22 protein-coding genes are annotated in these 22,919 nt (G+C 72.2%); 4 read left to right on the top strand and 18 right to left on the bottom strand.

What is annotated here, in order from left to right; all coding sequences use genetic code 11:
* The first annotated feature begins 20 nt into the window (after positions 1–20).
* Both ABIC61_RS01120 and ABIC61_RS01115 read left to right on the top strand, forming a co-directional pair.
* Positions 21–596: a GNAT family N-acetyltransferase gene (locus ABIC61_RS01120; protein ID WP_144751766.1), complete on the top strand. Its 576-nt coding sequence runs from the start codon at positions 21–23 to the stop codon at positions 594–596.
* The gene (locus ABIC61_RS01115) at positions 593–1,090 is read left to right on the top strand and encodes an SRPBCC family protein (protein ID WP_144751763.1); all 498 of its coding nucleotides are present in this window, start codon (positions 593–595) and stop codon (positions 1,088–1,090) included. Before ABIC61_RS01120 ends, ABIC61_RS01115 begins: the two co-directional genes overlap by 4 nt.
* Here the strand turns inward: ABIC61_RS01115 and ABIC61_RS01110 are convergent.
* From ABIC61_RS01110 to ABIC61_RS01085, 6 genes are read right to left on the bottom strand one after another with little or no spacing between them, the layout of a single operon-like run.
* Positions 1,057–1,890 carry a MurR/RpiR family transcriptional regulator gene (locus tag ABIC61_RS01110; protein WP_144751760.1) on the bottom strand — a complete coding sequence of 278 codons (834 nt, stop codon included), beginning with the start codon at positions 1,888–1,890 and terminating at the stop codon, positions 1,057–1,059. The two genes, ABIC61_RS01115 and ABIC61_RS01110, sit on opposite strands and share 34 nt — an antisense overlap.
* A complete protein-coding gene (locus tag ABIC61_RS01105) occupies positions 1,887–3,146 on the bottom strand; it encodes an allantoate amidohydrolase (RefSeq protein WP_354028490.1) in 1,260 nt (419 codons plus the stop codon). The genes ABIC61_RS01110 and ABIC61_RS01105 overlap by 4 nt, the downstream gene beginning before the upstream one ends.
* Positions 3,143–4,399: a pyridoxal-phosphate-dependent aminotransferase family protein gene (locus ABIC61_RS01100; RefSeq protein WP_354028489.1), complete on the bottom strand. Its 1,257-nt coding sequence runs from the start codon at positions 4,397–4,399 to the stop codon at positions 3,143–3,145. The genes ABIC61_RS01105 and ABIC61_RS01100 overlap by 4 nt, the downstream gene beginning before the upstream one ends.
* Before the next feature lie 43 nt (positions 4,400–4,442).
* Positions 4,443–5,846, bottom strand: a complete 1,404-nt coding sequence (gene allB / locus ABIC61_RS01095; RefSeq protein WP_354028488.1) for an allantoinase AllB — start codon at positions 5,844–5,846, stop codon at positions 4,443–4,445.
* Positions 5,843–6,607: an aspartate/glutamate racemase family protein gene (locus ABIC61_RS01090; RefSeq protein WP_354028487.1), complete on the bottom strand. Its 765-nt coding sequence runs from the start codon at positions 6,605–6,607 to the stop codon at positions 5,843–5,845. Before ABIC61_RS01090 ends, allB begins: the two co-directional genes overlap by 4 nt.
* Before the next feature lie 35 nt (positions 6,608–6,642).
* On the bottom strand, positions 6,643–8,202 hold the full coding sequence (locus ABIC61_RS01085; protein WP_354028486.1) for an NCS1 family nucleobase:cation symporter-1: 1,560 nt from the start codon (positions 8,200–8,202) through the stop codon (positions 6,643–6,645).
* A 232-nt stretch (positions 8,203–8,434) separates the two neighbouring features.
* On the opposite strand from ABIC61_RS01085, the gene ABIC61_RS01080 reads away from it, so the two are divergent.
* Entirely contained in the window at positions 8,435–8,986 is a 552-nt protein-coding gene (locus ABIC61_RS01080) for a VOC family protein (protein ID WP_354028485.1), read from the top strand.
* Positions 8,987–9,002: 16 nt separating this feature from the next.
* On the opposite strand, the gene ABIC61_RS01075 is transcribed toward ABIC61_RS01080, so the two are convergent.
* The 9 genes from ABIC61_RS01075 to ABIC61_RS01035 form a co-directional block, all read right to left on the bottom strand.
* Positions 9,003–10,406 carry an LLM class flavin-dependent oxidoreductase gene (locus ABIC61_RS01075; protein ID WP_354028554.1) on the bottom strand — a complete coding sequence of 468 codons (1,404 nt, stop codon included), beginning with the start codon at positions 10,404–10,406 and terminating at the stop codon, positions 9,003–9,005.
* Between the two features lie 124 nt (positions 10,407–10,530).
* Entirely contained in the window at positions 10,531–10,980 is a 450-nt protein-coding gene (gene sufU / locus ABIC61_RS01070) for a Fe-S cluster assembly sulfur transfer protein SufU (protein ID WP_354028484.1), read from the bottom strand.
* Positions 10,977–12,278: a SufS family cysteine desulfurase gene (locus tag ABIC61_RS01065; RefSeq protein ID WP_354028553.1), complete on the bottom strand. Its 1,302-nt coding sequence runs from the start codon at positions 12,276–12,278 to the stop codon at positions 10,977–10,979. Before ABIC61_RS01065 ends, sufU begins: the two co-directional genes overlap by 4 nt.
* A 105-nt stretch (positions 12,279–12,383) precedes the next feature.
* A complete protein-coding gene (locus tag ABIC61_RS01060) occupies positions 12,384–12,596 on the bottom strand; it encodes an Rv0909 family putative TA system antitoxin (RefSeq protein WP_354028483.1) in 213 nt (70 codons plus the stop codon).
* 96 nt (positions 12,597–12,692) lie between these two features.
* The gene (locus tag ABIC61_RS01055; RefSeq protein ID WP_354028482.1) at positions 12,693–13,985 is read right to left on the bottom strand and encodes a chloride channel protein; all 1,293 of its coding nucleotides are present in this window, start codon (positions 13,983–13,985) and stop codon (positions 12,693–12,695) included.
* A gap of 57 nt (positions 13,986–14,042) precedes the next feature.
* Positions 14,043–14,474, bottom strand: a complete 432-nt coding sequence (locus tag ABIC61_RS01050; RefSeq protein WP_354028481.1) for a TFIIB-type zinc ribbon-containing protein — start codon at positions 14,472–14,474, stop codon at positions 14,043–14,045.
* Positions 14,475–14,612: 138 nt separating this feature from the next.
* Positions 14,613–16,820 carry an alpha-galactosidase gene (locus tag ABIC61_RS01045; RefSeq protein ID WP_354028480.1) on the bottom strand — a complete coding sequence of 736 codons (2,208 nt, stop codon included), beginning with the start codon at positions 16,818–16,820 and terminating at the stop codon, positions 14,613–14,615.
* A complete protein-coding gene (locus tag ABIC61_RS01040; protein WP_144751726.1) occupies positions 16,820–17,803 on the bottom strand; it encodes a magnesium and cobalt transport protein CorA in 984 nt (327 codons plus the stop codon). Before ABIC61_RS01040 ends, ABIC61_RS01045 begins: the two co-directional genes overlap by 1 nt.
* A 57-nt stretch (positions 17,804–17,860) precedes the next feature.
* Positions 17,861–18,211 carry a hypothetical protein gene (locus ABIC61_RS01035; protein WP_354028479.1) on the bottom strand — a complete coding sequence of 117 codons (351 nt, stop codon included), beginning with the start codon at positions 18,209–18,211 and terminating at the stop codon, positions 17,861–17,863.
* 168 nt (positions 18,212–18,379) lie between these two features.
* Between ABIC61_RS01035 and ABIC61_RS01030 the strand changes: the two genes are divergently transcribed.
* Positions 18,380–19,201: a TspO-related membrane protein gene (locus ABIC61_RS01030; protein ID WP_354028478.1), complete on the top strand. Its 822-nt coding sequence runs from the start codon at positions 18,380–18,382 to the stop codon at positions 19,199–19,201.
* Positions 19,202–19,323: 122 nt separating this feature from the next.
* Here ABIC61_RS01030 and ald read toward each other — a convergent pair whose 3' ends face one another.
* The 3 genes from ald to ABIC61_RS01015 all read right to left on the bottom strand — a co-directional run bounded on the left by ald (position 19,324) and on the right by ABIC61_RS01015 (position 22,916).
* Positions 19,324–20,424: an alanine dehydrogenase gene (gene ald / locus ABIC61_RS01025; RefSeq protein ID WP_144751717.1), complete on the bottom strand. Its 1,101-nt coding sequence runs from the start codon at positions 20,422–20,424 to the stop codon at positions 19,324–19,326.
* Positions 20,425–20,549: 125 nt separating this feature from the next.
* On the bottom strand, positions 20,550–21,938 hold the full coding sequence (locus ABIC61_RS01020; protein ID WP_354028477.1) for an FAD-binding oxidoreductase: 1,389 nt from the start codon (positions 21,936–21,938) through the stop codon (positions 20,550–20,552).
* A gap of 9 nt (positions 21,939–21,947) precedes the next feature.
* Positions 21,948–22,916 carry a helix-turn-helix transcriptional regulator gene (locus ABIC61_RS01015; RefSeq protein ID WP_354028476.1) on the bottom strand — a complete coding sequence of 323 codons (969 nt, stop codon included), beginning with the start codon at positions 22,914–22,916 and terminating at the stop codon, positions 21,948–21,950.
* Positions 22,917–22,919: the final 3 nt, after the last annotated feature.

The raw sequence follows: 22,919 nt of genomic DNA, 5'->3' as shown, positions 1-22,919 counted from the left end.
GTCCTCGTTAGGCTCGGCGGATGGACCCCGTGACGCTCCGCACCGAACGACTCGTGCTCTCGGTGCCGGAACCCTCCGACGCCGAGGACGTCGTCGCCTACGCGAACGACCCGGACGTCATCGCGTACACTCCGGTGCCCGTCCCGTACGGCCACGCCGAGGCCCGGCAGTGGATCACCGAGGTCGTCCGCACGGGCTGGGCGGCCGACACCCGGTACGACTTCGGGATCCGCCGGGCGGACGACCCGCGGCTGCTCGGCACGATCGGCCTGTTCGGCCTCGTCGACGGCGCCGCGGAGATCGGGTACGCGGTGCACCCGGACGGCCGTGGCCACGGGTTCGTGACCGAGGCCGCGGCAGCCGTCCTCGACTGGGCGCTCGCACCCGCCCCCGACGGCCTCGGGTTCGTGCGCGTGCAGTGGCGCGCGATCGCGACGAACACGCCGTCGGCCGCGATCGCGCAGCGACTCGGGCTGCGCTACGAGGGGCGACTCCGGTCCGGCGTGCACCACCGCGGGCAGCGTCACGACCAGCTCATCGCCGCCGCGCTCCGTGACGACGACCGGTCGACGCCCACGGTCTGGCCGACGTCGTGACGGTCGCGTTCCGGGTCGTCACCGAACTGGACGCGCCGCCGGAGCGCGCGTTCGCCCTGTCGCTCGACATCGGTGCGCACGAACGCTCGATGGCCGCCACCGACGAGCGCGCCGTGGCCGGCACGACCACCGGCACGATCGGCCTCGGTGAGAGCGTCACCTGGCGCGCGCGGCACTTCGGGATCGTCTGGCGGATGACGAGTCGGATCACCGCCCTGGAGGCGCCCCACCGGTTCGTCGACGAGCAGGTGCGTGGTCCGTTCGCCCGCTTCCACCACGTCCATCACTTCGAGCCGTCGGCTCGCGGAACACGGATGGTCGACGAGATCGAGTTCCGCGCCCCGCTCGGACCGCTCGGCGTGCTCGCCGAGCGGATCGCCCTGGCGCGGTACCTTCCCCGCCTCATCGCCGAGCGGAACGCCTCACTCGCGGCCGAGCTCCGTGCGGACGGACACGGCGGTCAGGGCGCGGCGAGTTCGCCGAGCGCCTCGTAGGCCTTCGCGACCGCGTCCACCCGCGTCCGGCCACCCGGGCCGGACGCCTCGTAGACGTCGTTCGCGATCGCGGCGACCACCGCGAAGAGCGCCGCCATCGAGTCGAACGCCGAGGGCGAGTCGACCGGGCAGAGGATCGCCGTGTTCGCGGGCGCCGCGATGACGGCGGCGGTCGGGTCGCCGAGGACGACGACGTCGGCACCGGTCGAGACGCAGTGCCGCACGGCCCGGTCCACCCCGGCCGCGTGCCGCCGCACGGTGACGAGCACGACGAGGTCGCGGCGGTCGAGGTCCGCCACCTCTTCCCCGAGACGCTGTCCCGGGGCGGGTCCGACCCGCACGTCCGGTCGGACCTGGGCGAGCTGCGCGCGGAGCTGGAGGGCGATCGGGTACGCACCGCGCTCCCCGATCACGAGCACGCGACGGGCGCGGACGATGCGCCGCGCGAGCCGGGGTCGGTCGGCGCGGGCGAGCGACGCGAAGGCTGCGTCGAGGTTCCGCGATTCGACGGCTCGCTGGTCGACGTGGGCGGCGTCCTCGGCAGCCCAGGGCAGTCCGGTGCCCCGCGCGGACATGAGGCTCTGCCGGACCTCGGCGGCGTCCTGGAACCCCAGGGAGCGGACCAGCCGCGAGACCGTGGCCTTCGAGGTCCCCGACTCGGCGGCCAGTTCGGCCGAGGTCCCGACGAGCAGGAGCTCCGGGTCGTGGCGCACCATCGCGGCGACCCGTCGTTCGGCGGGCGAGAGCTGCTCCCACACCGAGTCGATGCGGGCGCGGACGTCGGGTCCGGCGGTGCTCATGTCCGCGCCACCCGTTCGACCGCGACGGCGAGGGCGTCGAGTCCGAGGGCGATGTCCTCGGTCGAGACGAACTCGTCGGGGTGGTGGCTGATGCCGTCCGGGTTGCGGAGGAACAGCATCGCCACGTCGGTGATCAACCCGAGCGACATCGCATCGTGCCCGGCACGGGAGAACAGCTCCATCGGGGCAGCCTCGCCCGTCGACTCGATGCCCGCACGGACGGCGTCCATCAGCCGCGGCGCACAGAACACGGCGGGCGCACGGTGCACCTCGGTGGGCTCGACGCTCACCCCGCGGCGCTCCCCGATGAGGGCGAACGCCTTGGTGATCTCGTCCCAGACCTCGTCGCGTCCCTCGTCGAACTCCCCGCGGAGGTCGACCGAGAACCGCGCGAGCCCCGGGACGACGTTGACGGCGCCGGGCTCCACGGTCATGGTGCCGACCGTGCCGACGTGCTGCGACGCCCGGCAGATCCGTTCCACGGCGAGCGCGGCCTCGGCGGCGGCGAGCAGTGCGTCGTGCCGTCGCTCGTACGGGGTGCCGCCGGCGTGCCGGGCCTCGCCCACGGCCTCGACCGTGAAGCGCCGGGCGCTCGCGATGCTCGTGACGACGCCGAGTGCCTGCCCGGCCTGCTCGAGGTAGGGCCCCTGCTCGATGTGCGCCTCGAGGTAGCCCGCGAGTGTGGCCGGGTCCGCCGCGGCCTCGCCGACCCGTGACGGATCGAGCCCGAAGTCCTCGAACGCCCGACGGAGGGTGACCCCGTCGCCGTCGGCGAGGTCCCACCACGACTCGTCCCAGACACCGGCGACCGCGGAGGACCCGAGCAGCGCCTTGCCGAACCGGGTGCCCTCCTCGTCGGAGAACGCGATGACCTCGAGCGCGACGGGCAACGGCCCGGCCGCGGTCAGGCGGGCGACGGTGCGGACGGCCATCAGGACCCCGACGATCCCGTCGTACCGGCCGGCGTCGACCACGGTGTCGAGGTGCGAGCCGAGCAGGAGGACCTGGGCATCGGCCGTGGCACCGTCGACGCGGCCGTGCAGGTTGCCGGCGGCGTCCTGCCAGGTGGTGAGCCCGGCGTCCTGCATCCACCCGGCGACGATCGCGTTGACCCGGGCGTGCTCGGGCGACAGGTAGACACGGGTGATCCGGCCGGTCTCCTCGGTGACGAGGGCCAGTTCGTCGCACCAACGCGCGACGAGCTCGGCGTCGGCGGTGGCCAGCTCGGTGGCGCGCACCACGGCTGCGGCGCTCACGCGGGCACCCCGACGGGCGAGCCGGAGACACCCGCGGACACGGCAGCGGCGTAGACGTCGAGCGCCGCGTCGACGCCCCCGCCCTGCGGCACCGCGTGACCAGCCCGGCGGAGCGCGTGCTCGAGCGCGGCGAGCGTCGTCACGACGGCGTCCTTCCGGGCGTTGTAGCCCATGGTCCCGATCCGCCAGACCTTGCCGTGCAGCGGCCCGAACGACGTGCCGATCTCGATGCCGTGGTCGTCGAGCATCGACGCCCGGACCTGGTCGCCCACGACGTCGGACGGGATCTCGACCGCGACGACGTTGTGCATCTTGTGCCCGAGGTCCCCGAATACCCCGAGCCCGAGGGCCCGCACGCCGGCGAGCATGGCGCTGCCGGCGGTCTCGTGCCGGGCGATCACCGCGTCGCGGCCTTCCTCGAGCAGGATGCGGGCGCACTCGTTCGCGGCGTAGAGCATCGACGCCGCCTCGGTGTGGTGGTTGAGCCGACGCGGGCCCCAGTAGTCGAGGATCATCGCCAGGTCGAGGTAGTTCGACCGGATCGGCTCGTCGGAGACCTCGTCGCCGGGTTCGCGGATGCCGGCCTCGACGCTGCGCCGCTGGTCGAGGACCTCGACCGCGCGCGGCGACACCGTGAGCGGCGCGCTGCCGGACGGGCCGCCGAGGCACTTCTGCAGCCCGGCGCTCACCGCGTCGATGCCCCACGCGTCGACCTCGAGCGGGTTGCCCCCGATGGTCGCGGTGGCGTCGGTGTAGAACAGCACGCCGTGCCGGTCGCAGATCGCGCCGAGCTCGTCGAGCGGCTGGTTCATCGTCGTCGAGGTGTCGCCCTGCACGATCGCCAGGACCTTCGGACGGACACGGACGATCGCGTCCTCGATCGCGGACGGCGTGAACACCTGCCCCCAGTCGGTCTCGATCGTGTGGACCTCGGCTCCGGCACGCCCGGCGATCTCGGCGAGCAGGTGCCCGAAGCGCCCGAACACCGGCACGAGCACGCGGTCCCCCGGTACGAGCAGCGACACCAGCGCCGCCTCGATCCCGGCGCGCGAGGTCCCGTCGACGAGGACGGTCGCGTCGTTGTCGGTGCCGAACACCCGCCGGTACAGCGCCTGCGTCTCGTTCATCGTGGTCGTCATCCACGGGTCGTACTGCCCGACGAGCGGGGTCGACAGGGCACGGAGCACGCGCGGGTCGGCGGTGATCGGCCCCGGTCCCATGAGGAGACGGGCGGGCGGGTTCACAGGGAGCATGGTCGGTCCTCTCGTTCCGGTCAAGATCGTATCGGAACGATCGTTACAAGGGTGTTTCGACGAGCACGTCGACGGGCCGTGTGACCAGCCGACCGGCGACGGACGTGACGCCGGCGTCCGAAGACGCGACCAACCGCCCGCGCAACCAGGTCTCGGTGACTCGGCCCCGTGCCTCCAGGCCGGCGAACGCGGAGACCGGGTTGCGGTGTTCGAGCCCGGCCACGTCGATGACGGCCGTGGCAGACGGGTCGAACACCGCGAAGTGGGCCAGCGCGCCGGGCGCGATCACGCCACGGTCGGCGAAGCCGGCGAGCGCCGCAGGGCCGGTCGTGAAGAGCGGCAGGACGTCCTCGAGGGCGATGCCGCGGCGCGAAGCCTCCGTCCAGACCGCGCGGAACCCGACCTGCAGGCCGGCGATCCCGCCCCACGCGAGTCCCCAGTCGTCGGTCTTCAGGTCCGCGGTGGAGGGCGAGTGGTCCGACACGATCATGTCGATCGTGCCGTCGAGCACGCCGGCCCACAGGGCATCACGGTTCGCGTCGTCACGGATCGGCGGGCAGCACTTGTACTCGGTCGCGCCGTCCGGGATCGTGCCCGCCTCGAACGCGAGGTAGTGCGGGCAGGTCTCGACCGTCAGCCGGACCCCGTCCGCCTTGGCCGCGCGGATCATCGGCAGCGCCCCGGCGTCGGACAGGTGCAGGATGTGGACCCGCGCGCCCGTGGCCCGTGCACCCTCGATGACGCGGGCGATCGCGGACCGCTCCGCGTCGACCGGGCGGGTGACGAGGAAGTCCTGGTAGTGCCCGCCGAGCGCCTCGTGGTCGACCAGGTACTCCGGGTCCTCGGCGTGCACGATGAGCAGGGCGTCGATGCGCGCGACCTCCTCGATGGCGGCACGCAGCTGCGAACCGTCGAGGTGCGGGAACTCGTCGACACCGGACGGCGCCGTGAAGCACTTGAAGCCGAAGACGCCGGCGTCGTGCAGCCGGTCGAGGGATCCGAGGCTCGCGGGGATCGCCCCGCCCCAGAAGCCCACGTCGACGGCGACGCGGCCCTCGGCGCTGGCGCGTTTGACGTCGAGCGCCTCGACGGTGGTCGTGGCCGGGATCGAGTTGAGTGGCATGTCGATGATGGTCGTCACGCCCCCGAGGGCGGCGGCCCGGGTGGCTGAGGCGAAGCCCTCCCACTCGGTCCGCCCGGGTTCGTTGACGTGCACGTGGGTGTCGACGAGGCCGGGGAGCAGCACCTGTCCGTCGGGCACACGGCGGTCGTCGAGCGCGGCGACGTCCGCGTCGAACGGGAGGACGTCCGCGACGCGGCCGTCGCGGACGACGACCGCGGCGGCCCGGAAGGCGCCGTCGACCCAGGCGCGTTCCGCGCGGAGGACGAGGTCGGCATCGTCTGCGTTGTCGACGTTGTCGACGTTGTCCGCCTGGAGGCGCGTCATGCGTCCGCCCCGACCGTCGCGTCCGCCGACGGGTGGCGTTCGAACCCCGCGAGCAGTCCCGACATCGGCTTGGCCGGTGGGGCGGCGTACTCGCCGCTCCTCCCGGTCGTCAGGCCGAGCCGCACGAGCGACTCGGCGAGCACCGTCGCCGCGGCCACCCCGTCGACCACGGGTGCCCCGATCGCCCTGGACACCTCGGCGCAGAAGTCCGCCATCCCGGCGCAGCCGAGCACGACCGCGTCCGCGCCGCCCTCGATCACTGCCCGGCACTCCTCGATCACGAGCGCCCGGGCACCGGACGCCGGGTCGTCGAGCTCGAGGACGGGCACCTCGCACGCCCGGATCTCGGTGACGAGCGACGCGAAACCGTACCGCTCGGCGAGCTCGTGCGCCCGACCGACCGTCCGGCCGAGGGTGGTGACGACCCCGAAGCGCCGTCCGAGCAGCGCCGCCGCGTGGAAGCCCGCCTCCGCGATCCCGACGACGGGTCCGGAGGCGGCCTCCCGCGCGGCGTCGAGTCCCGGGTCCCCGAAGCAGGCGACCACGTACGCGTCCACTCCCTCCTGCTCGCCGATCACGATCTGCTCGAGGAGCCCCGGCACGGCCAGGGCTTCCTCGTAGTGACTCTCGATGGACGCCGGCCCCATGGTGGGGTTGACGGCCTCGACGATCGTGTCGGGCCCGGCGACCGCGGCGGCGGCGGTGCCGATCGCCGCGGTCATCGAGCTCGTGGTGTTGGGGTTGACGACGCGGATGCGCATCGGGGTCCTTCCGGTGGTGCGGGTGGTGCGGTGGTTCAGGCGCGGCCGGTCGCTGCTCCGTCGTCGACCGTCGGGTCGTCGGCGGCGAGCTCCGGCATGCTCGGGCGAGCACGCTCCAGCCCCCAGAAGACCACGAGTCCGAGTGCGCAGCCGATGAACCAGCTGTAGTTCGACAGCCACGGTACGACGCCGAGCGCCGACGGCAGGACCGCGCTGGCGACCGAGATCACCCCGGTGACGACGAGCGTCCAGATCGCGTTCGGGTTGAAGCCCTTCGCGTACCAGTACCGCGCGCTCGGGTCCTTCGTGTACATGTCGTCGACGGCCACGCGCTGCTTCGCGACGATGTAGTAGCCGGCGATGAGGATGCCGAACAGCGGGCCGATCAGGGCTCCGAGCACTCCGAGCGTGTACAGGATCGCCTGGTCGTTGCCGTACCAGTTCCACGGGGTGAGGAGCACGGAACCGACCGCCGCGATCATCCCGCCGGCACGCCAGCTGATCTTCCGCGGCGCCACGTTGGAGAAGTCGAACGCGGGGCTGATGAAGTTCGCGACGATGTTGATGCCGACCGTCGCGGTGACGAACGTCAGGCCGCCGAGCAGGATCGCGAACGGAGCGCCGATCGCCTGCACGGTCTCGATCGGGTCGGTGATGAGCTTGCCGAACACCGGCACCGTGGCGCTGGCGCAGAGCACGGTGAGCACCGAGAAGAACAGGAAGTTGATCGGCAGGCCCCAGAGGTTGCCGCGCTTCACCGCACCGTAGGACTTCGCGTAGCGGGAGAAGTCACCGAAGTTCAGCATCGGGCCGGAGAAGTAGCTCACGACCAGGGCGATCGCCGACAGCATCACCGGGATGCTCGCGCCGAAGGAGAGCGGCTCCCCCGCGGACAGCGTGAACGAGATGTTGCCGATGCCCGCCTGCCCGACCAGGTAGACGGCGAGGGCGATCATCACGACGTAGACCGCGGGACCGGCCCAGTCGATGAACTTCTTGATCGCGTCCATCCCCATCCAGAACAGCGCGCCCTGCGCCACCCAGAGGATCGCGTACGAGATCCAGCCGAGCGCGGACAACCCGAGGAACGAGTGCTCGAGCAGCCCGGCCGACGCGGGGATGAACTTCAGGAAGATGATGTTGAGCGACTGCGCGGCGAGGAACGTCTGCACGCCGTACCAGGCCATCGCGATGAGGCCGCGGATGATCGCGGGGACGTTCGCCCCGAGGACGCCGAACACCGCCCGGTTGATGACCGGGTACGGCACCCCGGTGCGCTGGGACGGCTTCGCGACGAGGTTCGCGAAGACCTGCACGATGAGGATGCCGACCACCAGGGCGATGAGCACCTGCCAGCTGGCGATGCCGAGGGCGAAGAGCGACCCGGCGGTGACGTACCCGCCGACCGAGTGCACGTCGGACATCCAGAAGGCGAAGATGTTGTAGCTCGTCCAGGTCTGCTTGCGCAGCGGGGCGAGGTCTTCGTTGGTGAGCGCCGGGTCGTACCCGGGCTTGACGACGCCGGCGCCCGCTGGGGCTGCCGTCGTGAGGGGGGCGTGGGGCGCGGCGACCGGGGTCGCGATCTCTGTAGCCATGGCGTCCTCCGAAGGAGTGGGAAGGGCGAGCGGTGCCCGCCTCTGCCACGAAGCTACGGAGCCTCTTCGAGCCGCCCGTTTCCCCTGTGTAACGGTCGTGTGTCGCGGCACCCGTCCTGAAACGGCCGTTCCAGCACGAGGACCGCGGTGCGGACTGCGGCTTGCCGCACGGAAGGCGCACGCGGTGCCGAGCGGCTGCCGCGGCGTGGTCGGCCGGTGGTACGAATCACCCATGACCAGGGGAATCAGGATCGACCACGTGGGCGTCACGGTGCCGGACATCGATGCAGCCACGGCGTTCTTCGTGGCGGCGTTCGACGCCGTCGTCCTGTACGACATGCGGTGCCGGACCGAGGCACCGAACGGCTCGCCCGAGGCGCACCGCTACCTCGGCATCCCACCGACGATGGCGCAGGGTGCGATGCGGATGCTCGCCCTGCCCGAGGGCCCGGGCCTCGAGCTGTTCGAGTACCTCGGACCCGACCAGCACGGCGCCGCACACCCGTCGGACCTCGGGTGGCAGCACCTGGCGATCTACGCGGACGACCTCGACGAGACACTCGCACGGGTCGAGGCCGCCGGGGCCACGCGCAACTCCGAGCCGCGCGACCTGCGTGGACTCGAGGCGGGCGACGGCAACCGGTTCGTCTACACCCGCACGCCGTGGGGGTCGACGCTCGAGCTCGTCAGCTACCCGTCGCCGCAGCCGTACCTGCTCGGCGCTCCCCGGGCGAAGTGGGCGCCGTGGCCGACCGCTGCCGACGCGCTCCCGATGCCACTGTGACCCACGCGCGGGGTGGTCAGCCCACGGCCGAGCGCTGACCGACCCGGAACGACGCTCCCCGGTGCTCCTCCGGCAGCCGGTCGCCGCGGCCGTGCAGCTTGTGGCGGAGCGACCCCTCCGTGTAGCCCTCGGGGTAGGCACCCCGGGCTCGGAGTTCGGGGATCACGAACTCGATGACGTCCTCCCACGTGCCCGGGGTCACCGCGTACGCCAGGTTGAACCCGTCGACGTCGGTCAGCTCCTGGATCTCCTGCAGTCGGTCGGCGATCGTCGCTCCGCCGCCGACGGCCACCGGCCCCAGGCCGCCGATCGCCGTGTGCCGAGCCAGGTCACGGATCGTCCACGAGCTGCCGTCCTCGCCGGTCGCCGCGGCGATGTTGGCCGCGGCGGACTGGATCGCGTTCGACTCGACGTCACCGAGCGGCTCGTCGAGGTCCCACTGCGACAGGTCGACACCCATCCACCCGGAGTTGAGCACCAGCGCACCGAGCTCCGACGCGTACGACAAGTAGTCCTCGTACTTCGCCTGGGCCAGCTCGTCGGTGGCGTCCGTGATCACGGTGAGCAGTGTGTAGACGCGAGCGGCGTACCGGTCGCGACCAGCTGCCTCCAGGGCGTCACGGACCTTCGCGACGGTCGACGCGAGCTGCTCGACGGTCGGAGCGCCCACGAAGACGGCTTCCGCGTTCTCCGCTGCGAAACGGATGCCGCGCGGCGACGCGCCCGCCTGGTAGATGACGGGCGAGCGTTGCACCGACGGCTCGGACAGGTGGATGCCCGGCACGTCGAAGTGCTCGCCGTGGTGCTCGATCGGGTGCACCTTCGTCGGGTCGGTGAAGACCCCGGTCTCGCGGTCCTCGACGACGGCGTCGTCCTCCCACGAGCCCTCCCACAGTTTGTAGAGGACCTCGAGGTACTCGTCCGCGACGTCGTAGCGGTCGTCGTGCGACAGCTGGTCGGTCTGGCCCATGTTCCGTGCTGCGCTCGGCAGGTAGCCGGTCACGACGTTCCAGCCGACGCGGCCCTTGGTGAGGTGGTCGAGCGTCGAGATGCGGCGGGCGAACGGGTACGGGTGCTCGTAGGCGGTGCCGGCCGTGATCCCGAAGCCGAGGTGCTCGGTCACCGACGCCATCGCGGAGACCAGCAGGATCGGGTCGTTCACCGGCACCTGGGAGCCGGTCCGGAGGGCGGCCTCGTTCGAGTCGCCGTAGACGTCGTACGTGCCGAGGACGTCCGCGATGAAGATGCCGTCGAAGTGGCCCCGCTCGAGCAACTTCGCGAGGTCCGTCCAGTACGACAGGTCGTTGTAGTGCCGCGACCGGTCGCGGGGGTGCCGCCACAGTCCCGAGGACTGGTGCGCCACGCAGTTCATGTCGAACGCGTTGAACCGGATCTGCCGCTGCTTCGGGTCACTCACGATCGCGACGCTACGTGGCGACAGCGACCCGGTCACGCACCGTGACGAAGCGTGACGCGCGACCGTGTGTCGGATTGGAGGCACGGGGCGGCCCCGCAGCACGCCTCCTGTCCGGCCGTCGGTCGGCTCAGGAGCGCGCGGTCGCCTCGCGCACTGCGGCTTCCGCCGCCACCCACGCGAGCATGCCGCACTTGACGCGCATCACGAACTTCGAGACGCCGTGGAAGGCGATGAGGTCCTCGAGGACGTCCTCGTCGGGTTCGCCGGCACCGCGGGACCGCATCATCGTGCGGAACTCCTCCGTGAGTGCCAGCAGCTCCGGGACCGTCCGGCCGACGGCCATGTCGGTGAGCACGGACGCCGAGGCCATCGAGATCGAGCAGCCGTCGCCCTGCCAGCCGAGCTCGGCGATGCGGTCCGTGCCGGGCTCCAGTCGGACGCGCACGGTGATCTCGTCGCCGCACGTCGGGTTGCGTTCGAAGTGCTCGGCGTCGGGGGCGTCGAGCAGGCGGTCGCCGTGCCGGGCCTTCGCGTGGTCGAGGATGACCTGCTGGTAGAGGGAGTCGAGGGCGTTCACGACGCTGCTCCTTCGGCGCCGAAGTAGGCGCGGATCTCGCCGACGGCGGTCAGGAATCGATCGACGTCCTGCTCCGTCGTGTACACGTACGTGCTCGCCCGGCTGGTGGCGACGAGACCGAGTCGACGGTGCAGGGGTTGGGCGCAGTGGTGTCCGGAGCGGACCGCGATGCCCTGCGCGTCGAGGTACTGCGAGACGTCGTGCGCGTGCACCCCGTCGACGTCGAACGACACGAGGCCGGACCGGGGCACCTCGGCAGCGGGGCCGACGGTGCGGATGCCGGGGATGGCCGCGAGGCCCTCGAGCAGTCGGCGCGCCAGGTGCTCCTCGTGGGCACGGACGCGTTCCATGCCGATGGCCTGCAGGTACCGGACGGCCTCGGCGAGCGCGACGGCCTGGGACACCGGCTGGGTGCCGGCCTCGAAGCGCTCGGGCGCCGGCATGAAGTCGGTGTGTTCCATCGTCACCGTGGTGATCATCGACCCGCCCGTCCGGAACGGGGGCAGGGCGTCGAGGAGCTCGTGGCGGCCCCAGAGCACACCGATGCCGTTGGGACCGAGCATCTTGTGGCCGGAGAACGCGGCGAAGTCGACGCCGAGCGCCTGCACGTCGAGGGGGCGGTGCGGGGCGGACTGGCAGGCGTCGAGGACGACGAGCGCACCGTGCGCGTGGGCCGCAGCGACCACGGCGGACACCGGCGCGATCATGCCGGTGACGTTCGACACGTGCGCGAACGCGACGACCTTCGTGCGGTCCGAGATCAGGGCGACGGCGGACTCGGCGGTCCAGGTGCCGTCGTCGGCGACCGGCACCCACCGGAGCGTCGCACCGGTCAGCGCCGCGAGCTCCTGCCACGGGACGAGGTTGGCGTGGTGCTCGGCCTCGGTCACGAGGACCTCGTCGCCCGGACCGATGCGGAAGCGCTCGGCGTCCGCTCCCCCGCGGCCGCGGCTGGCGTTGGCGATGCCGTAGGCGACGAGGTTGAGGGCGTCCGTGGCGTTGCTCGTCCACACGACCTCGTTCGGGGACGCCGCTCCGATGAACCCGGCGACCGTGGCACGGGCGTCCTCGTACGCGTCGGTGCTCAGTGCGGCGAGGGTGTGGGCGCCGCGGTGGACGGCGGCGTTGTCCTGCTCGAGGAACCGGCGTTCGGCGTCGAGGACCTGGCGGGGTCGCTCAGCCGTGGCCCCGGAGTCGAGGTACGCGAGGGGGAAGCCGTTCACCTGCTGCTGCAGGATCGGGAAGTCCCGTTTGATCGCCTCGACCTCGGACTCGATGAGCGGTTGGTTCGGCGCCACGACTGTCACCTCCCCATGGTGGTCCTTCCGCGCGCCGACGTCCAATCGATATGTGCATATCTGATAGGCGCTCGCCGATCGGTCCGGGGCCCTCCTGTCGTGCGACTACTCGTTGCCGACCTGCTTGTCGGCAGCGTCGCGCGCACCCTCGATCTTGTCGTCGAACTTGCCGCCCGTCGCCTTCTTCACCGCGCCGGCGACGCCGTCGAGCACCTTGTCGCTGATGCCCTCGGCCTTCTCGCTCTTCAGGGCGTCCTGGACCTTGCCGTCCTTCAGGAAGTCCTGGGCCTTCTTCGTGATGTCGTCGAACCCCGCCATCGGGTGCTCCTCGCCTCGGTGCGGAGCCCTGCGCCCCGTCCTGCCGCCGATGCTAGGCCTGGCGTCCGGGATACGCGCGAGATCGTGACGAACTGTTCAGACCATCTGCGCGCTGCGCCGACGGGCGAGCACGTAGCCGACCGCGACCGAACCGGAGACGGCGAGCAACGACGGGATGAGGATGTCGGTCCCCTGCTGCGTGAACTCGACGACGAGCACGAGCGCGGTGAAGGGTGCCCGCATCGTCGTCGCGAGGAACGCCGCTGCCCCGATGAACGCGAACGCCGTGAGGCTCGGGCCGTCGGTCGGCCAGAGCAGGAGCCAGAGCCCACCGAGGCCGCCACCGACGGCCGACCCGATGGCGATGGACGGGGTGAGCGTGCCACCGACGGCTCCGGCGCCGATGGTGGCGGAGGTCGTGATCGTCCGGATGACGCCCAGCACGAGCAGGAACACGATCGGCGACAGGCCCGCGACCGAACCGGCATCGAGGGAGGAGTTCATGGCGACGAGCCCGAGCGCCCGGCCGTTGCCGAGGATCTCCGGGAAGGGCACCGCGATGAGCCCCACCATCGCGAAGACGACCGGCAGCACGACGAGCAGGTGCCACCCCTTCGGTGCGAGCCCCTGCAGCCGGTTGGTGAGCTTCACGAAGCCGACCCCGGCGAAGCCGAGCACGGGCCCGACGATCACGGCCCAGACGAGCAGGGACGGCGAGAGGTGCATCGCGGGCACGTGGTACAGGACCTCGTCCGGGATGACGAGGCGCGCGACGAACGCCGCGACCGCACTCGTGGCGAACGCCGGCAGCGCGGTGGCGAAGGTCAGCTCGCCGAGCAGGACCTCGACCGCGAAGAGCGCTCCGCCGAGGGGGACGTCGTACACGGCGGCGAGACCGGCGGCCGCGCCGCAGGCCACGAGGATCTTCGTCTCTCGCCCGGTCAGCCCGGCCCGGGCGGTGACGAGCTGGGCCAGCCAGGCACCGATCTCACGCGGGGCGACCTCCTTGCCGATGGAGGCGCCGAGGCCCACGGCGAGGATCTGCACGCCCGCGTTGGCGACCGTGGCCAGGGACGGCATCCGCTTGCCGCCGACGGCAGCGGGCACCGAGACGATCGGGCAACCCCAGCGTCGGAGGGCCCACCAGGCGAACCCGGTCAGGACACCGGCGGCGACGAGCGCCAGGAACCGGTTCAGGGCCGAGGGGGCGTCGGCTGCCTCGAGGTGGCCGCCGAACGGGTACCCGAACGCGACGAACTGGATGAGCTGCAGGGCGAGCCAGACCGAGACGCCGGCGATGCCGCCCGCGACCCCGACGAGGCCGGTGACCACGGCGAGCTTGAGGGCCCAGACAGGGGTCGTGCGTGTCGCGTGTCCGGTGTGCGGCATATCGGGAAGCCTACTGGCTCGCCCCACCGGCACCGGACACGCGAGGACGCCGGACGATCAGTCGAAGAGCTCGCTCAACCAGTTGCCGCGACGCTTCTTGCCGTACCCGTACTGCTGCTGCCCGTACCCGGGCTGGCCGTACTGCTGCCCGTACCCGGGCTGCCCGTACCCGCGGCGACCCTTGTCCCACGACCCCGGCGATCCGGGCGACCCCGGCGACGCGTACCCGTTGCGGGGCACGGCCATCCCGGGCGCGTACGACGGCTGCGGGTACGGCCCGCCGGACTGCGGGTAGGCGGGGTTCGGCACGGCCTGCTGCGCCTGCGGCGCCGGCGGCGGCGTCTGCGTGGGCGCACCAGAGCCGCGCTCGATGATCTTGTCGAGCTCACCGCGGTCGAGCCACACGCCCCGGCACTCGGGGCAGTAGTCGATCTCGATGCCGGACCGCTCCGACATCACGAGGGTGGCCTGGTCGTTGGGGCACTGCATGGGGAGGTCCTTCCGAGCGGAGGCGCCGGTCGATGCGCTTCCTGTGATCCTGGCCAGGTTGCATGGGGCGACCATGCGAAGGACCTGGACGGACCCGGTGAGCCGACCCGCGCCTCCAGGCCGGGTGCCCCGTTGCGGTCAGACGGCCGTCAGACGGAACGGCACCACGCAGTCCGCCGGGACGAGCGGCGGCTGCAGGCCGACGCGCTCCAGCGCGCTCCCCCGGAACACCCGCTCACTGGCCCACCACGCGGGTGCCGTGATCCCGTGGCCATCCCCGACGACGACCGGGTCGACGCGGTAGACCGTGTCGGCGTCCAGGTCGCGGAAGGTGATGCGTCCGGTGCCCGACACCTCGGACCGACCGACGCTGGCGAAGAAGAACAGTGCCTCCCGCCTGTCCGGCGCGACGGTGCCGTACACGAGGCGGGTGTCGTCCACCTCGTCGACCCGGACCAGGTCCCCGCCGTGCAGCAGCCCGCGCCACTCTCGGTACAACGCGATCCACTCGGCGAGCGCTGATTCCTCGGCCGGGGTCGCCTGCGCGAGGTCCCACTCGATGCCGAAGTGCCCGACGATCGCGGTGCCCGCGCGGAAGGCGAGGTCGTGCACGCGGCCGGTCGTGTGGTTCCGCCCGCTCGCGACGTGCGACCCCAGGAGCTCCGGGGGCAGGAGCTGTTGCGTCCACCGGTGCATCTGCTGCCGTTCGAGCGGGTCGATGTCGTCCGACACCCACACCCGGTCGGTGTGCTCGAGGACGCCGAGGTCGACCCGGGCACCACCCGACGAGCACGACTCGATCTCGAGCGTCGGGAAGCGCTCCTTGAGCGTGGCCATCAGCCGGTAGGCGGCGAGGGTCTGCTCGTGCACGGCCGCGGAGCCGCCCGGGTGACCGGCCTCGACGAGGTCGCGGTTGTGGTCCCACTTCACGTACTCGATGCCGTACTCGCCGATGATCGCCGTCATCCGTTCCAGCAGGTACGCGAAGGCCTCCGGTATCGCCAGGTTCAGCACCTGCTGGTGGCGCGACCGGATCGGCAGGCGACCGTCGGCCTGCAGGATCCACTCCGGGTGGGCGCGGGCGAGGTCGCTGTCCTCGTTGACCATCTCCGGCTCGAACCACAGGCCGAACTCCATGCCGAGGGCCCGGACACGGTCGACGATCGGACCGAGGCCGTCGGGCCAGACGTCCTCGTCGACGTACCAGTCGCCGAGACCCGCGTGGTCGTTCCGGCGGTGTCGGAACCAGCCGTCGTCGAGGACCCAGCGCTCGACCCCGAGACGTGCCGCGCGTTCGGCGAGGTCGGTCAGGCGAGCGAGGTCGTGGTCGAAGTAGACGGCCTCCCAGACGTTGAGGGTCGTCGGGCGCGGGGTCGTCGGGTGGCTCGGGCGGCTCCGGAGCCACCGGTGGAACCGGCGCGCCTGGTCGTCGAGGCCGTCCCCGTACGCCGCGTACAGCCAGGGGCCCTCGTACGTCTGCCCGGTGTCGAGCTGGACCTCGCCGGGCAGCAGCAGTTCGCCGCCGCCGACGACCTGCCGACCGGTCGCCAGACGTTCGGCGAGGTGTCGGTGGTTGCCGCTCCACGCCGTGTGCACGCCCCACACCTCGCCGCGGGCGAAGCCGAACCCGGGCGTCCCGACGCTGAGGACCGTCGCGGCGTCGGCACCCGTGCGGCCCTTCCGCCCCTCGCGCTCGTGGGTGCCGACGGAGAGTTCGCGGCGCTGCGGGGTGCGTTCCTTGCCCCAGCGGCCGGCGAAGTCCAGGACCTCGCGGGCGTGGGACGGGATCGGGAGCGCCAGGGTGAGGTCGTCGACGGTGTACGTGCCCTCGGCGGTGTTCGTGACGGCGGCACGGGTGCGGACGAGTCCGGAGGGCAGCATCTCGACGGTCAGGCGGAGCGCGAGGCCGGCGGTGCGGTCGACGGCGTGGGCGGTCACCGAGCCCGGGCCGCGGCCCTGGCCCTGGCCTCGGCCTTGGCTTTGGCTTTGGCTTTGGCCCGTCTCGGTGCCGGTGCCGGGTTCGGTGTCGACGTCGAGGTGCTCCACCGTGAACGCCGGCGACCAGTCCCGGCCGTCCCGGTGCCCGGACAGCCCTGGGCGGCCCGTCCACCCGCGGTGCGGCTCGGGCAGGATCGCCAGGCGCACCGGCACGTCGGCCTCGTTCGGGGCGACCGGCGCGACGTCCGCGTCGGCCAGGGCAGCGAGCTCGGTGTCGTCGAGCAGGCCGAGGGCGGCACCCCAGTGCACCACCGCCGGCAGGGCGTGGTCCCGGCAGTCGAGGACGAGGGAGACGCCTCCGGCGGTCAGGTGGACGACGTCGTTCGTGGGCACCGCCCCAGTCTCCATCAGAACCAGCGTTTGACCTTGAACACCACCCAGAGGACCGCCGCGAACAGCACCATCGCCACGATCGCCAGCGGGTACCCCCACGGCCACTGCAGCTCGGGCATGTGTGTGAAGTTCATGCCGTAGATCGCCGCGACGAGCGTCGGCGCGAACAGGATCGCCGCCCACCCGGAGATCTTCTTCGTGTCGTCGTTCTGCTTCTGCGCCGCGAGGGTCGAGTCGACCGTCAGGGCGTTCTGCAGCAGCTGACGGAAGGTGTCGAGGCGCTCGACGGTGCGGATGGCGTGGTCGAGGACGTCACGGAAGCGGCGCTGCATCTCCACCGGCAGGTGGTACTTCTCGGCACCGCGGTGCAGGTTCTCGATCATGTACACGAGCGGCCGGGCGGCACGCTGGAAGTCGACGACCTCGCCGAACAGCTCGTAGATGCGTCGGGAGACCCCGGCCTCGCCCGCGAAGAGCTGGTCCTCGATCTGGTTGATGTCCTCCTCCAGCCCGTCGATCACCGGCACGTAGCCGTCGACGATCGAGTCCATCAGCGCCCAGAGCTGCGCCTGCGGTCCCACCGTCACGAGGCCCGGCTTGCCGCTCATCCGCTGCAGGGCACGCGGGACGTTCTGCTTGCCGCGCGGGTCCGCCTGCACGACCGCGAGGAAGAACTCCTCGCCGACGAAGGCGTGCACCTCGCCGAACTCGACCTCTTCCGCCTGGTCGTTGTAGAGCGCCGGCTTGAGCACGACGAACAGGGTCTTGCCGTAGCGCTCGAGCTTCGGGCGCTGGTGGCCCTCGGCGGAGTCCTCCACCGCCAGCTCGTGCAGGCCGAGGGCGACCGCGACGTCGCCGAGCTCCTGCGCGTCGGGCTGGTGCAGCACGATGCACGCGCTGGCGCCCTGGTCCTCGAGCATCCGGAAGGTGTCGTCGAGCGAGGGACTCGGGATCGGGGCGATCCGGTCGACGTAGACGGTGTTCAGCTCGACGGTCACGTGCCCACCGTACGCACCCGGGCGCCCGCAGCGCCCCACGGCACTCCACGGCGCGCTTCAGCGCACGGATCGGTACCGAGTCCTGCCCTCCGGCGCGAAGACGACCGTGCCGTCGCCGGCGACGAAGAGGGCGAAGTACCCGTCCGTGATCCGCTCGGCGGCGGTCGCGACGTCGACCTCGACCCAACCGGACCGCTCGAACGACCACAGCGTCGTGTCGGCGGCGGCGCCGTGCACCGCCGCCGCCGGGTCCACGGAGACGTCCTCGACGGCTTCCGGACGCCACCACCCAGACCGGGCGAGCTGGCGCTCCACCTTGTCGTGACGGCCGTGCTCCAGGAGCGTCCGGACGCGATCGGCCTGCGACGGTGCGGTGATGGCGACGACGGCCTCGACTGCCTGTTCCATGCCGACGTGCCTACCCCACGCGCCTGGGCGGCGGACGTCCGGTGCGGGGCGGGGGTGCACCGCGCCTCCCGTCCGGCCCGTCCCCCGTCTGCTGGACGTGCGCTGCGCGCCGTGGCCGGTCACGCGCCTACGGTGCAGGTCATCAGCATGCTGACGAAAGGGGCTGACATGAAGAGGATCTGGAGACGGATCGCGGTCGCGGTGAGTGCGGTCGTCGCGGTGGTCGGCGCGTTCGTCGGCTCCGGGGCAGCCGGCGGGACGCCGATCCAGGACGCGGCGGGCGGCGCGCTGTCGGCGTCCTCCACGGCCATCGCGCCGGACGGGCCGGCGTTCGCGATCTGGAGCGTCATCTACGTCGGGCTGCTGGCGTACGCGATCCGGCAGTGCTTCCGCACGGCGGACGACGACCGGCACGCGCGGCTCACCCTGCCCGTCGTGCTGTCCCTCCTACTCAACGCGGCGTGGATCCTGTCCGTGCAGTTCGGGTTCCTGTGGCTGAGCGAACCGATCATCGTGGCGCTGCTCGCGGTGCTGGTGTGGACGTTCGTGCTGCTGCGGCGCTCCCGACCGTCGGGCGTCGTCGAGGCGATCGTCACCGACGGCACGTTCGGGCTGTACCTCGGGTGGGTGTGCGTCGCGACGGCGGCGAACACGGCCGCGGTGCTGACGGCTGCGGGCTTCCGGGGCTTCGGGCTGGGCCAGGACGTCTGGGGGGTCGTCGTGGCGCTCGTCGCCGGACTCGTCGGGGTCCTGCTCGCGGTGTGGGGCCGGGGGCGCCTGGCGCCGGCGGCGTCGCTCGCGTGGGGGCTGGCGTGGGTCGCGGTCGCGCGGCTCGACGGACCGCTCGTGTCGACGCCGACCGCCGTCGCCGCGGTGGTGGCCGCGGCTGCGGCAGTCGTCGTGACGCTCGTGGTGCGGGCCCGGGCCGGGTGGCGCGGCGCGCCTGCCGCGGTGGCCGGAGGCGCGAAAGCGACACACTTCGCGCACTGAGCGTGGTCCGCTCCGCCGAAGCGACAGATTCCCGCCGAACATCGGCGGAAATCTGTCGCTTTCGCGGAAGCCGCCCGAGCCCGCCGTCCACCGGGCGCCGCGGCCGCGCCGCGCCCGCGCGCTCAGCGCGCGGCGGGCACGAGGCCGTGCGCGGCCGCCACGGCCTCGTTGACGACCTGCCCCGCGTGCACGTTCACCCCGAGCGCGAGCGCCGGATCCGCAGCGGTCGCCGCCTCCCACCCCTGGTTCGCGATCGCCACGGCGTACGGCAGCGTCGCGTTCGTCAGCGAGATCGTGCTGGTGCGGGGCACGGCACCGGGCATGTTCGCCACGCAGTAGTACACCGAGTCGTGCACGGCGAACGTCGGGTCGTCGTGGGTCGTCGGGTGCGAGCCCTCGAAGCAGCCGCCCTGGTCGATCGCGATGTCGACGAGCACCGAGCCGGGCTGCATGTCCGCGACCATGGCGTCGGTCACGAGCTTCGGCGCCGAGGCTCCGGGGATCAGCACCGACCCGATCACGAGGTCAGCGTCCCGCAGCGACTCGGCGATCGCGTGCGACGAGGACCGGAGCGTCGTGACCCGACCGTCGAACCGGGCGTCGAGCGCGCGCAGCCGGGGCAGGCTGATGTCGAACACGGTGACGTCCGCGCCCATCCCGAGCGCCATGGTCGTAGCGTGCTCCCCCGCGACGCCGCCGCCGATCACGACGACGCGGCCCTTCGGCGTGCCGGGGACCCCGCCGAGCAGCAGCCCGCGGCCGCCCTTCGTGCGCATGAGGTGGTTCGCGCCGACCTGTGCGGACAGCCGTCCGGCGATCTCGGACATCGGCGAGAGCAGCGGCAGCGAACGGTCCGGCAGCTGCACGGTCTCGTACGCGATCGCGGTGGCGCCGGAGTCGACGAGGGCGTCGGTGAGCGGCCGGTCTGCGGCGAGGTGCAGGTACGTGAACAGGACCTGCCCGGGGCGGATCGAGGCGTACTCCGACGCGACCGGCTCCTTCACCTTGAGGATCATCTCGGCGCGTGACCAGACGTCGGCCGCGGTCGGGACCACGGTCGCGCCGGCGGCGGCGTACTCGGCGTCGGGGAACGAGGAGCCGTCGCCCGCCCCCGCCTGCACCAGTACCTGGTGGCCGTGCAGCGTCAGCTCGGCGACGCCGGCCGGGGTGGCGGCGACGCGGAACTCGTTGTTCTTGATCTCGGTGGGGACGCCGATGAGCATTGCGGACTCCTTCGTGGGCGGTGCTGCTGTCCCCACCATTGAGCACCGGATTCGTTACAGCAGCATTACACCCGAACGATCTGTCGCAGAAGGGTCGATCGGTGCGACGAGATTCGGTGGAGCGCTCAGAACACCTTGCCCGGGTTGAGGATCCCCGCGGGGTCGAACACCGTCCGGATGCCCCGCTGCAGCTCGAGCACGTCGTCGCCGAGTTCGTCGCCGATCCACCGCCGCTTGAGCACCCCCACCCCGTGCTCGCCCGTCAGCGTCCCGCCGAGTTCGATCGCCGCACGGAACATCGCGTCGGCCGCCTGCCACACGTGCGGTGGCACGTCGTCACCGTCGAACACGAAGTTCGGGTGCAGGTTGCCGTCCCCCGCGTGCGCCACCGTCGGGATCGCGATGCCGTACCGGGTGCCGATCTCCTCGATCCGCGCGAACATCTCGGCGAGTCGGCTCCGCGGCACGGCGACGTCCTCGATGAGCACGCGACCACGGGCCTCCATCGCCGGGTGGAACGAGCGACGGATCGTCAGCAGGCGGTCGCGTTCCGCCGCCGACCCGGCCAGGTGGACGGTCCCGCCCTCGGTCTGGAGGCGCGGCACGGCTCCCAGCGCCGCCTCCGTCGCGCCCGGGCCGTCCCACTCGACGAGGAGGAACACCCCGTCCGCCGAGGTACTCCCCGTCGTCTGGGCCATCACGTCCGGCCCGAGGTAGGCCGCGATCCCCTCGAGCGCCGCCCGGTCGAGCAGTTCGACGGTCGACGGACGGGCAGCATCGGTGACGACGAGCGCCGCAGCCCACGCCGCGCGCTCGACGTCCGGGAAGACGGCGGCCAGCGTCGCGGGCTCGCCCTCCGGGATCGGCACGAGTCGTACGGTCGCGCCGACGATCACGCCGAGCGTGCCCTCCGACCCGACGAGCAGCGCCGTGAGGTCGAGGCCGGTGACACCCTTCACGGTCCGGTGCCCCGTCGACACGAGCCGACCATCGGCCAGGACGACGTCGAGCCCCAGCACCGCTTCGCGGGTCACGCCGTACTTCACGCAGCGCAGGCCGCCGGCGTTCGTGGCGATGTTGCCGCCGACGCTCGAGATCGCCGCACTCGCCGGATCGGGCGCGAAGCGCAGGCCGAACTCGGCGACCGCGGCGTTCAGATCGCCGTTCAGCACACCGGGTTCGACGATCGCGTACTCGTCCTGCGTCGACACCCCGAGGATGCGGTCCATGCGCGCCACGCTCAGGACGACGCTGCCCTCGGTACCGTTCGCACCGCCCGCGAGCCCGGTGCCGGCGCCGCGCGGGACGACCGACACGCCGAGCGCGGAACACGTCCGGAGGGTCGCCTGCACGTGCTCGACCGTCCGGGCCTCGACCACGGCGACGGGCCCACCGGGCGCGATCCAGCCGGACTTGTCCGTCCGAGCGGCGTCGAGCACACCCGGCTCGGTCCGGACGACGGCGCCGTCCGGGTCGGCGAGCGCGGAACGGAGGGCGGTGACGACGGTGTCCATCCCGCCACGCTACCGAGCGCGGAGGGACTCGCTCGGCAGTTCCCCGAAGCGGGAGCGGTACGTCGCCGAGAACCGGCCGAGGTGCCCGAAGCCCCACGCCCGGGCGACGTCCGCCACCGACGTGTCGTCGCGGTCGCCCCGGACGAGGTCGGCTCGAGCGCCGTCGAGCCGTACGCCACGGAGCAGGTCACCCGGGGTCTGGTCGAGGTGCCGACGGAGGGACTGCTGCAGCCCGCGCGGACTGAGCCCGGCCGCCGCCGCGATCTCCGGCGTGCCGATCGGTTCACGTGCGTGCTCGAGCACGTACTCGAGCGCCCGCCGGAGCCGCTGGTGCTCGGGTCCGCTGCCGGTCACCGTCGACCGCCACCGGCTGCGCTGCGGGAACGCCGCGATCGCCGCGGTCGCGAACGCCTCGGCGATGTCCCGCTGCACCGTCGCGGTCAGCTCGTGGTCGACGTCGAGCCACGTGGCCGAGTGCGCGCGGACGACCGACTGCCACGCACGCATGCCCTCGGTCGACGGGCGGCGCAGGGGCTCGAAGGCGAAGTCGTCCTCGCCCACGACGGACCGGAGGAACCCGGCGTCGAGGTGCACGAGGTTGAGCGCGATGTCGCGGTGGTGGAGCTCGTAGGTGTCGTCGAACGGCAGGACCACGGGCACGCCGGGCTCGAGGTCGTGCTGTTCGCCGCCGTACGTGATCGTGCTCGACCCGCTGCGCATCCAGGCGACGAGGAACTGGTCGTCGACCCGGCTGTCGCTCCGGAGGTCGACCATGAACCGGGACGACCGCAGCGACATCCGGTCGTCGCCGACCCCCGCGAAGTCCCAGTGGCACTGCTTGCGGGTCCGCCGGACGGAGGGGGCCCGGAAGTCGTAGTCGCCGCCGAAGAACGCCAGCGCCTGGTCGATGTCGGTGCCCACGAGCCGCCGGTAGTACCGGGTGTCGCCGGGACGGCGCGGATCGATCGTGGCAACCATGCT

The sequence above is a fragment of the Curtobacterium sp. 1544 genome (assembly GCF_040544915.1).
Classification (GTDB): domain Bacteria; phylum Actinomycetota; class Actinomycetes; order Actinomycetales; family Microbacteriaceae; genus Curtobacterium; species Curtobacterium pusillum_C.
The sequence above is the reverse complement of the archived record's forward strand: the minus strand, read 5'-3'. Positions and strand labels throughout refer to the sequence as shown.

Excerpts from the sequence above, each read along its gene's own strand:
- ABIC61_RS01120 (WP_144751766.1), top strand. The coding sequence starts at position 21 with ATGGACCCCGTGACGCTCCGCACCGAACGACTCGTGCTCTCGGTGCCG.
- ABIC61_RS01110 (WP_144751760.1), bottom strand. The coding sequence starts at position 1,890 with ATGAGCACCGCCGGACCCGACGTCCGCGCCCGCATCGACTCGGTGTGG.
- ABIC61_RS01100 (WP_354028489.1), bottom strand. The coding sequence starts at position 4,399 with ATGCTCCCTGTGAACCCGCCCGCCCGTCTCCTCATGGGACCGGGGCCG.
- allB (WP_354028488.1), bottom strand. The coding sequence starts at position 5,846 with ATGACGCGCCTCCAGGCGGACAACGTCGACAACGTCGACAACGCAGAC.
- ABIC61_RS01090 (WP_354028487.1), bottom strand. The coding sequence starts at position 6,607 with ATGCGCATCCGCGTCGTCAACCCCAACACCACGAGCTCGATGACCGCG.
- ABIC61_RS01085 (WP_354028486.1), bottom strand. The coding sequence starts at position 8,202 with ATGGCTACAGAGATCGCGACCCCGGTCGCCGCGCCCCACGCCCCCCTC.
- ABIC61_RS01080 (WP_354028485.1), top strand. The coding sequence starts at position 8,435 with ATGACCAGGGGAATCAGGATCGACCACGTGGGCGTCACGGTGCCGGAC.
- ABIC61_RS01060 (WP_354028483.1), bottom strand. The coding sequence starts at position 12,596 with ATGGCGGGGTTCGACGACATCACGAAGAAGGCCCAGGACTTCCTGAAG.
- ABIC61_RS01055 (WP_354028482.1), bottom strand. The coding sequence starts at position 13,985 with ATGCCGCACACCGGACACGCGACACGCACGACCCCTGTCTGGGCCCTC.
- ABIC61_RS01050 (WP_354028481.1), bottom strand. The coding sequence starts at position 14,474 with ATGCAGTGCCCCAACGACCAGGCCACCCTCGTGATGTCGGAGCGGTCC.
- ABIC61_RS01045 (WP_354028480.1), bottom strand. The coding sequence starts at position 16,820 with ATGGAGACTGGGGCGGTGCCCACGAACGACGTCGTCCACCTGACCGCC.
- ABIC61_RS01035 (WP_354028479.1), bottom strand. The coding sequence starts at position 18,211 with ATGGAACAGGCAGTCGAGGCCGTCGTCGCCATCACCGCACCGTCGCAG.
- ABIC61_RS01030 (WP_354028478.1), top strand. The coding sequence starts at position 18,380 with ATGAAGAGGATCTGGAGACGGATCGCGGTCGCGGTGAGTGCGGTCGTC.
- ald (WP_144751717.1), bottom strand. The coding sequence starts at position 20,424 with ATGCTCATCGGCGTCCCCACCGAGATCAAGAACAACGAGTTCCGCGTC.
- ABIC61_RS01020 (WP_354028477.1), bottom strand. The coding sequence starts at position 21,938 with ATGGACACCGTCGTCACCGCCCTCCGTTCCGCGCTCGCCGACCCGGAC.
- ABIC61_RS01015 (WP_354028476.1), bottom strand. The coding sequence starts at position 22,916 with ATGGTTGCCACGATCGATCCGCGCCGTCCCGGCGACACCCGGTACTAC.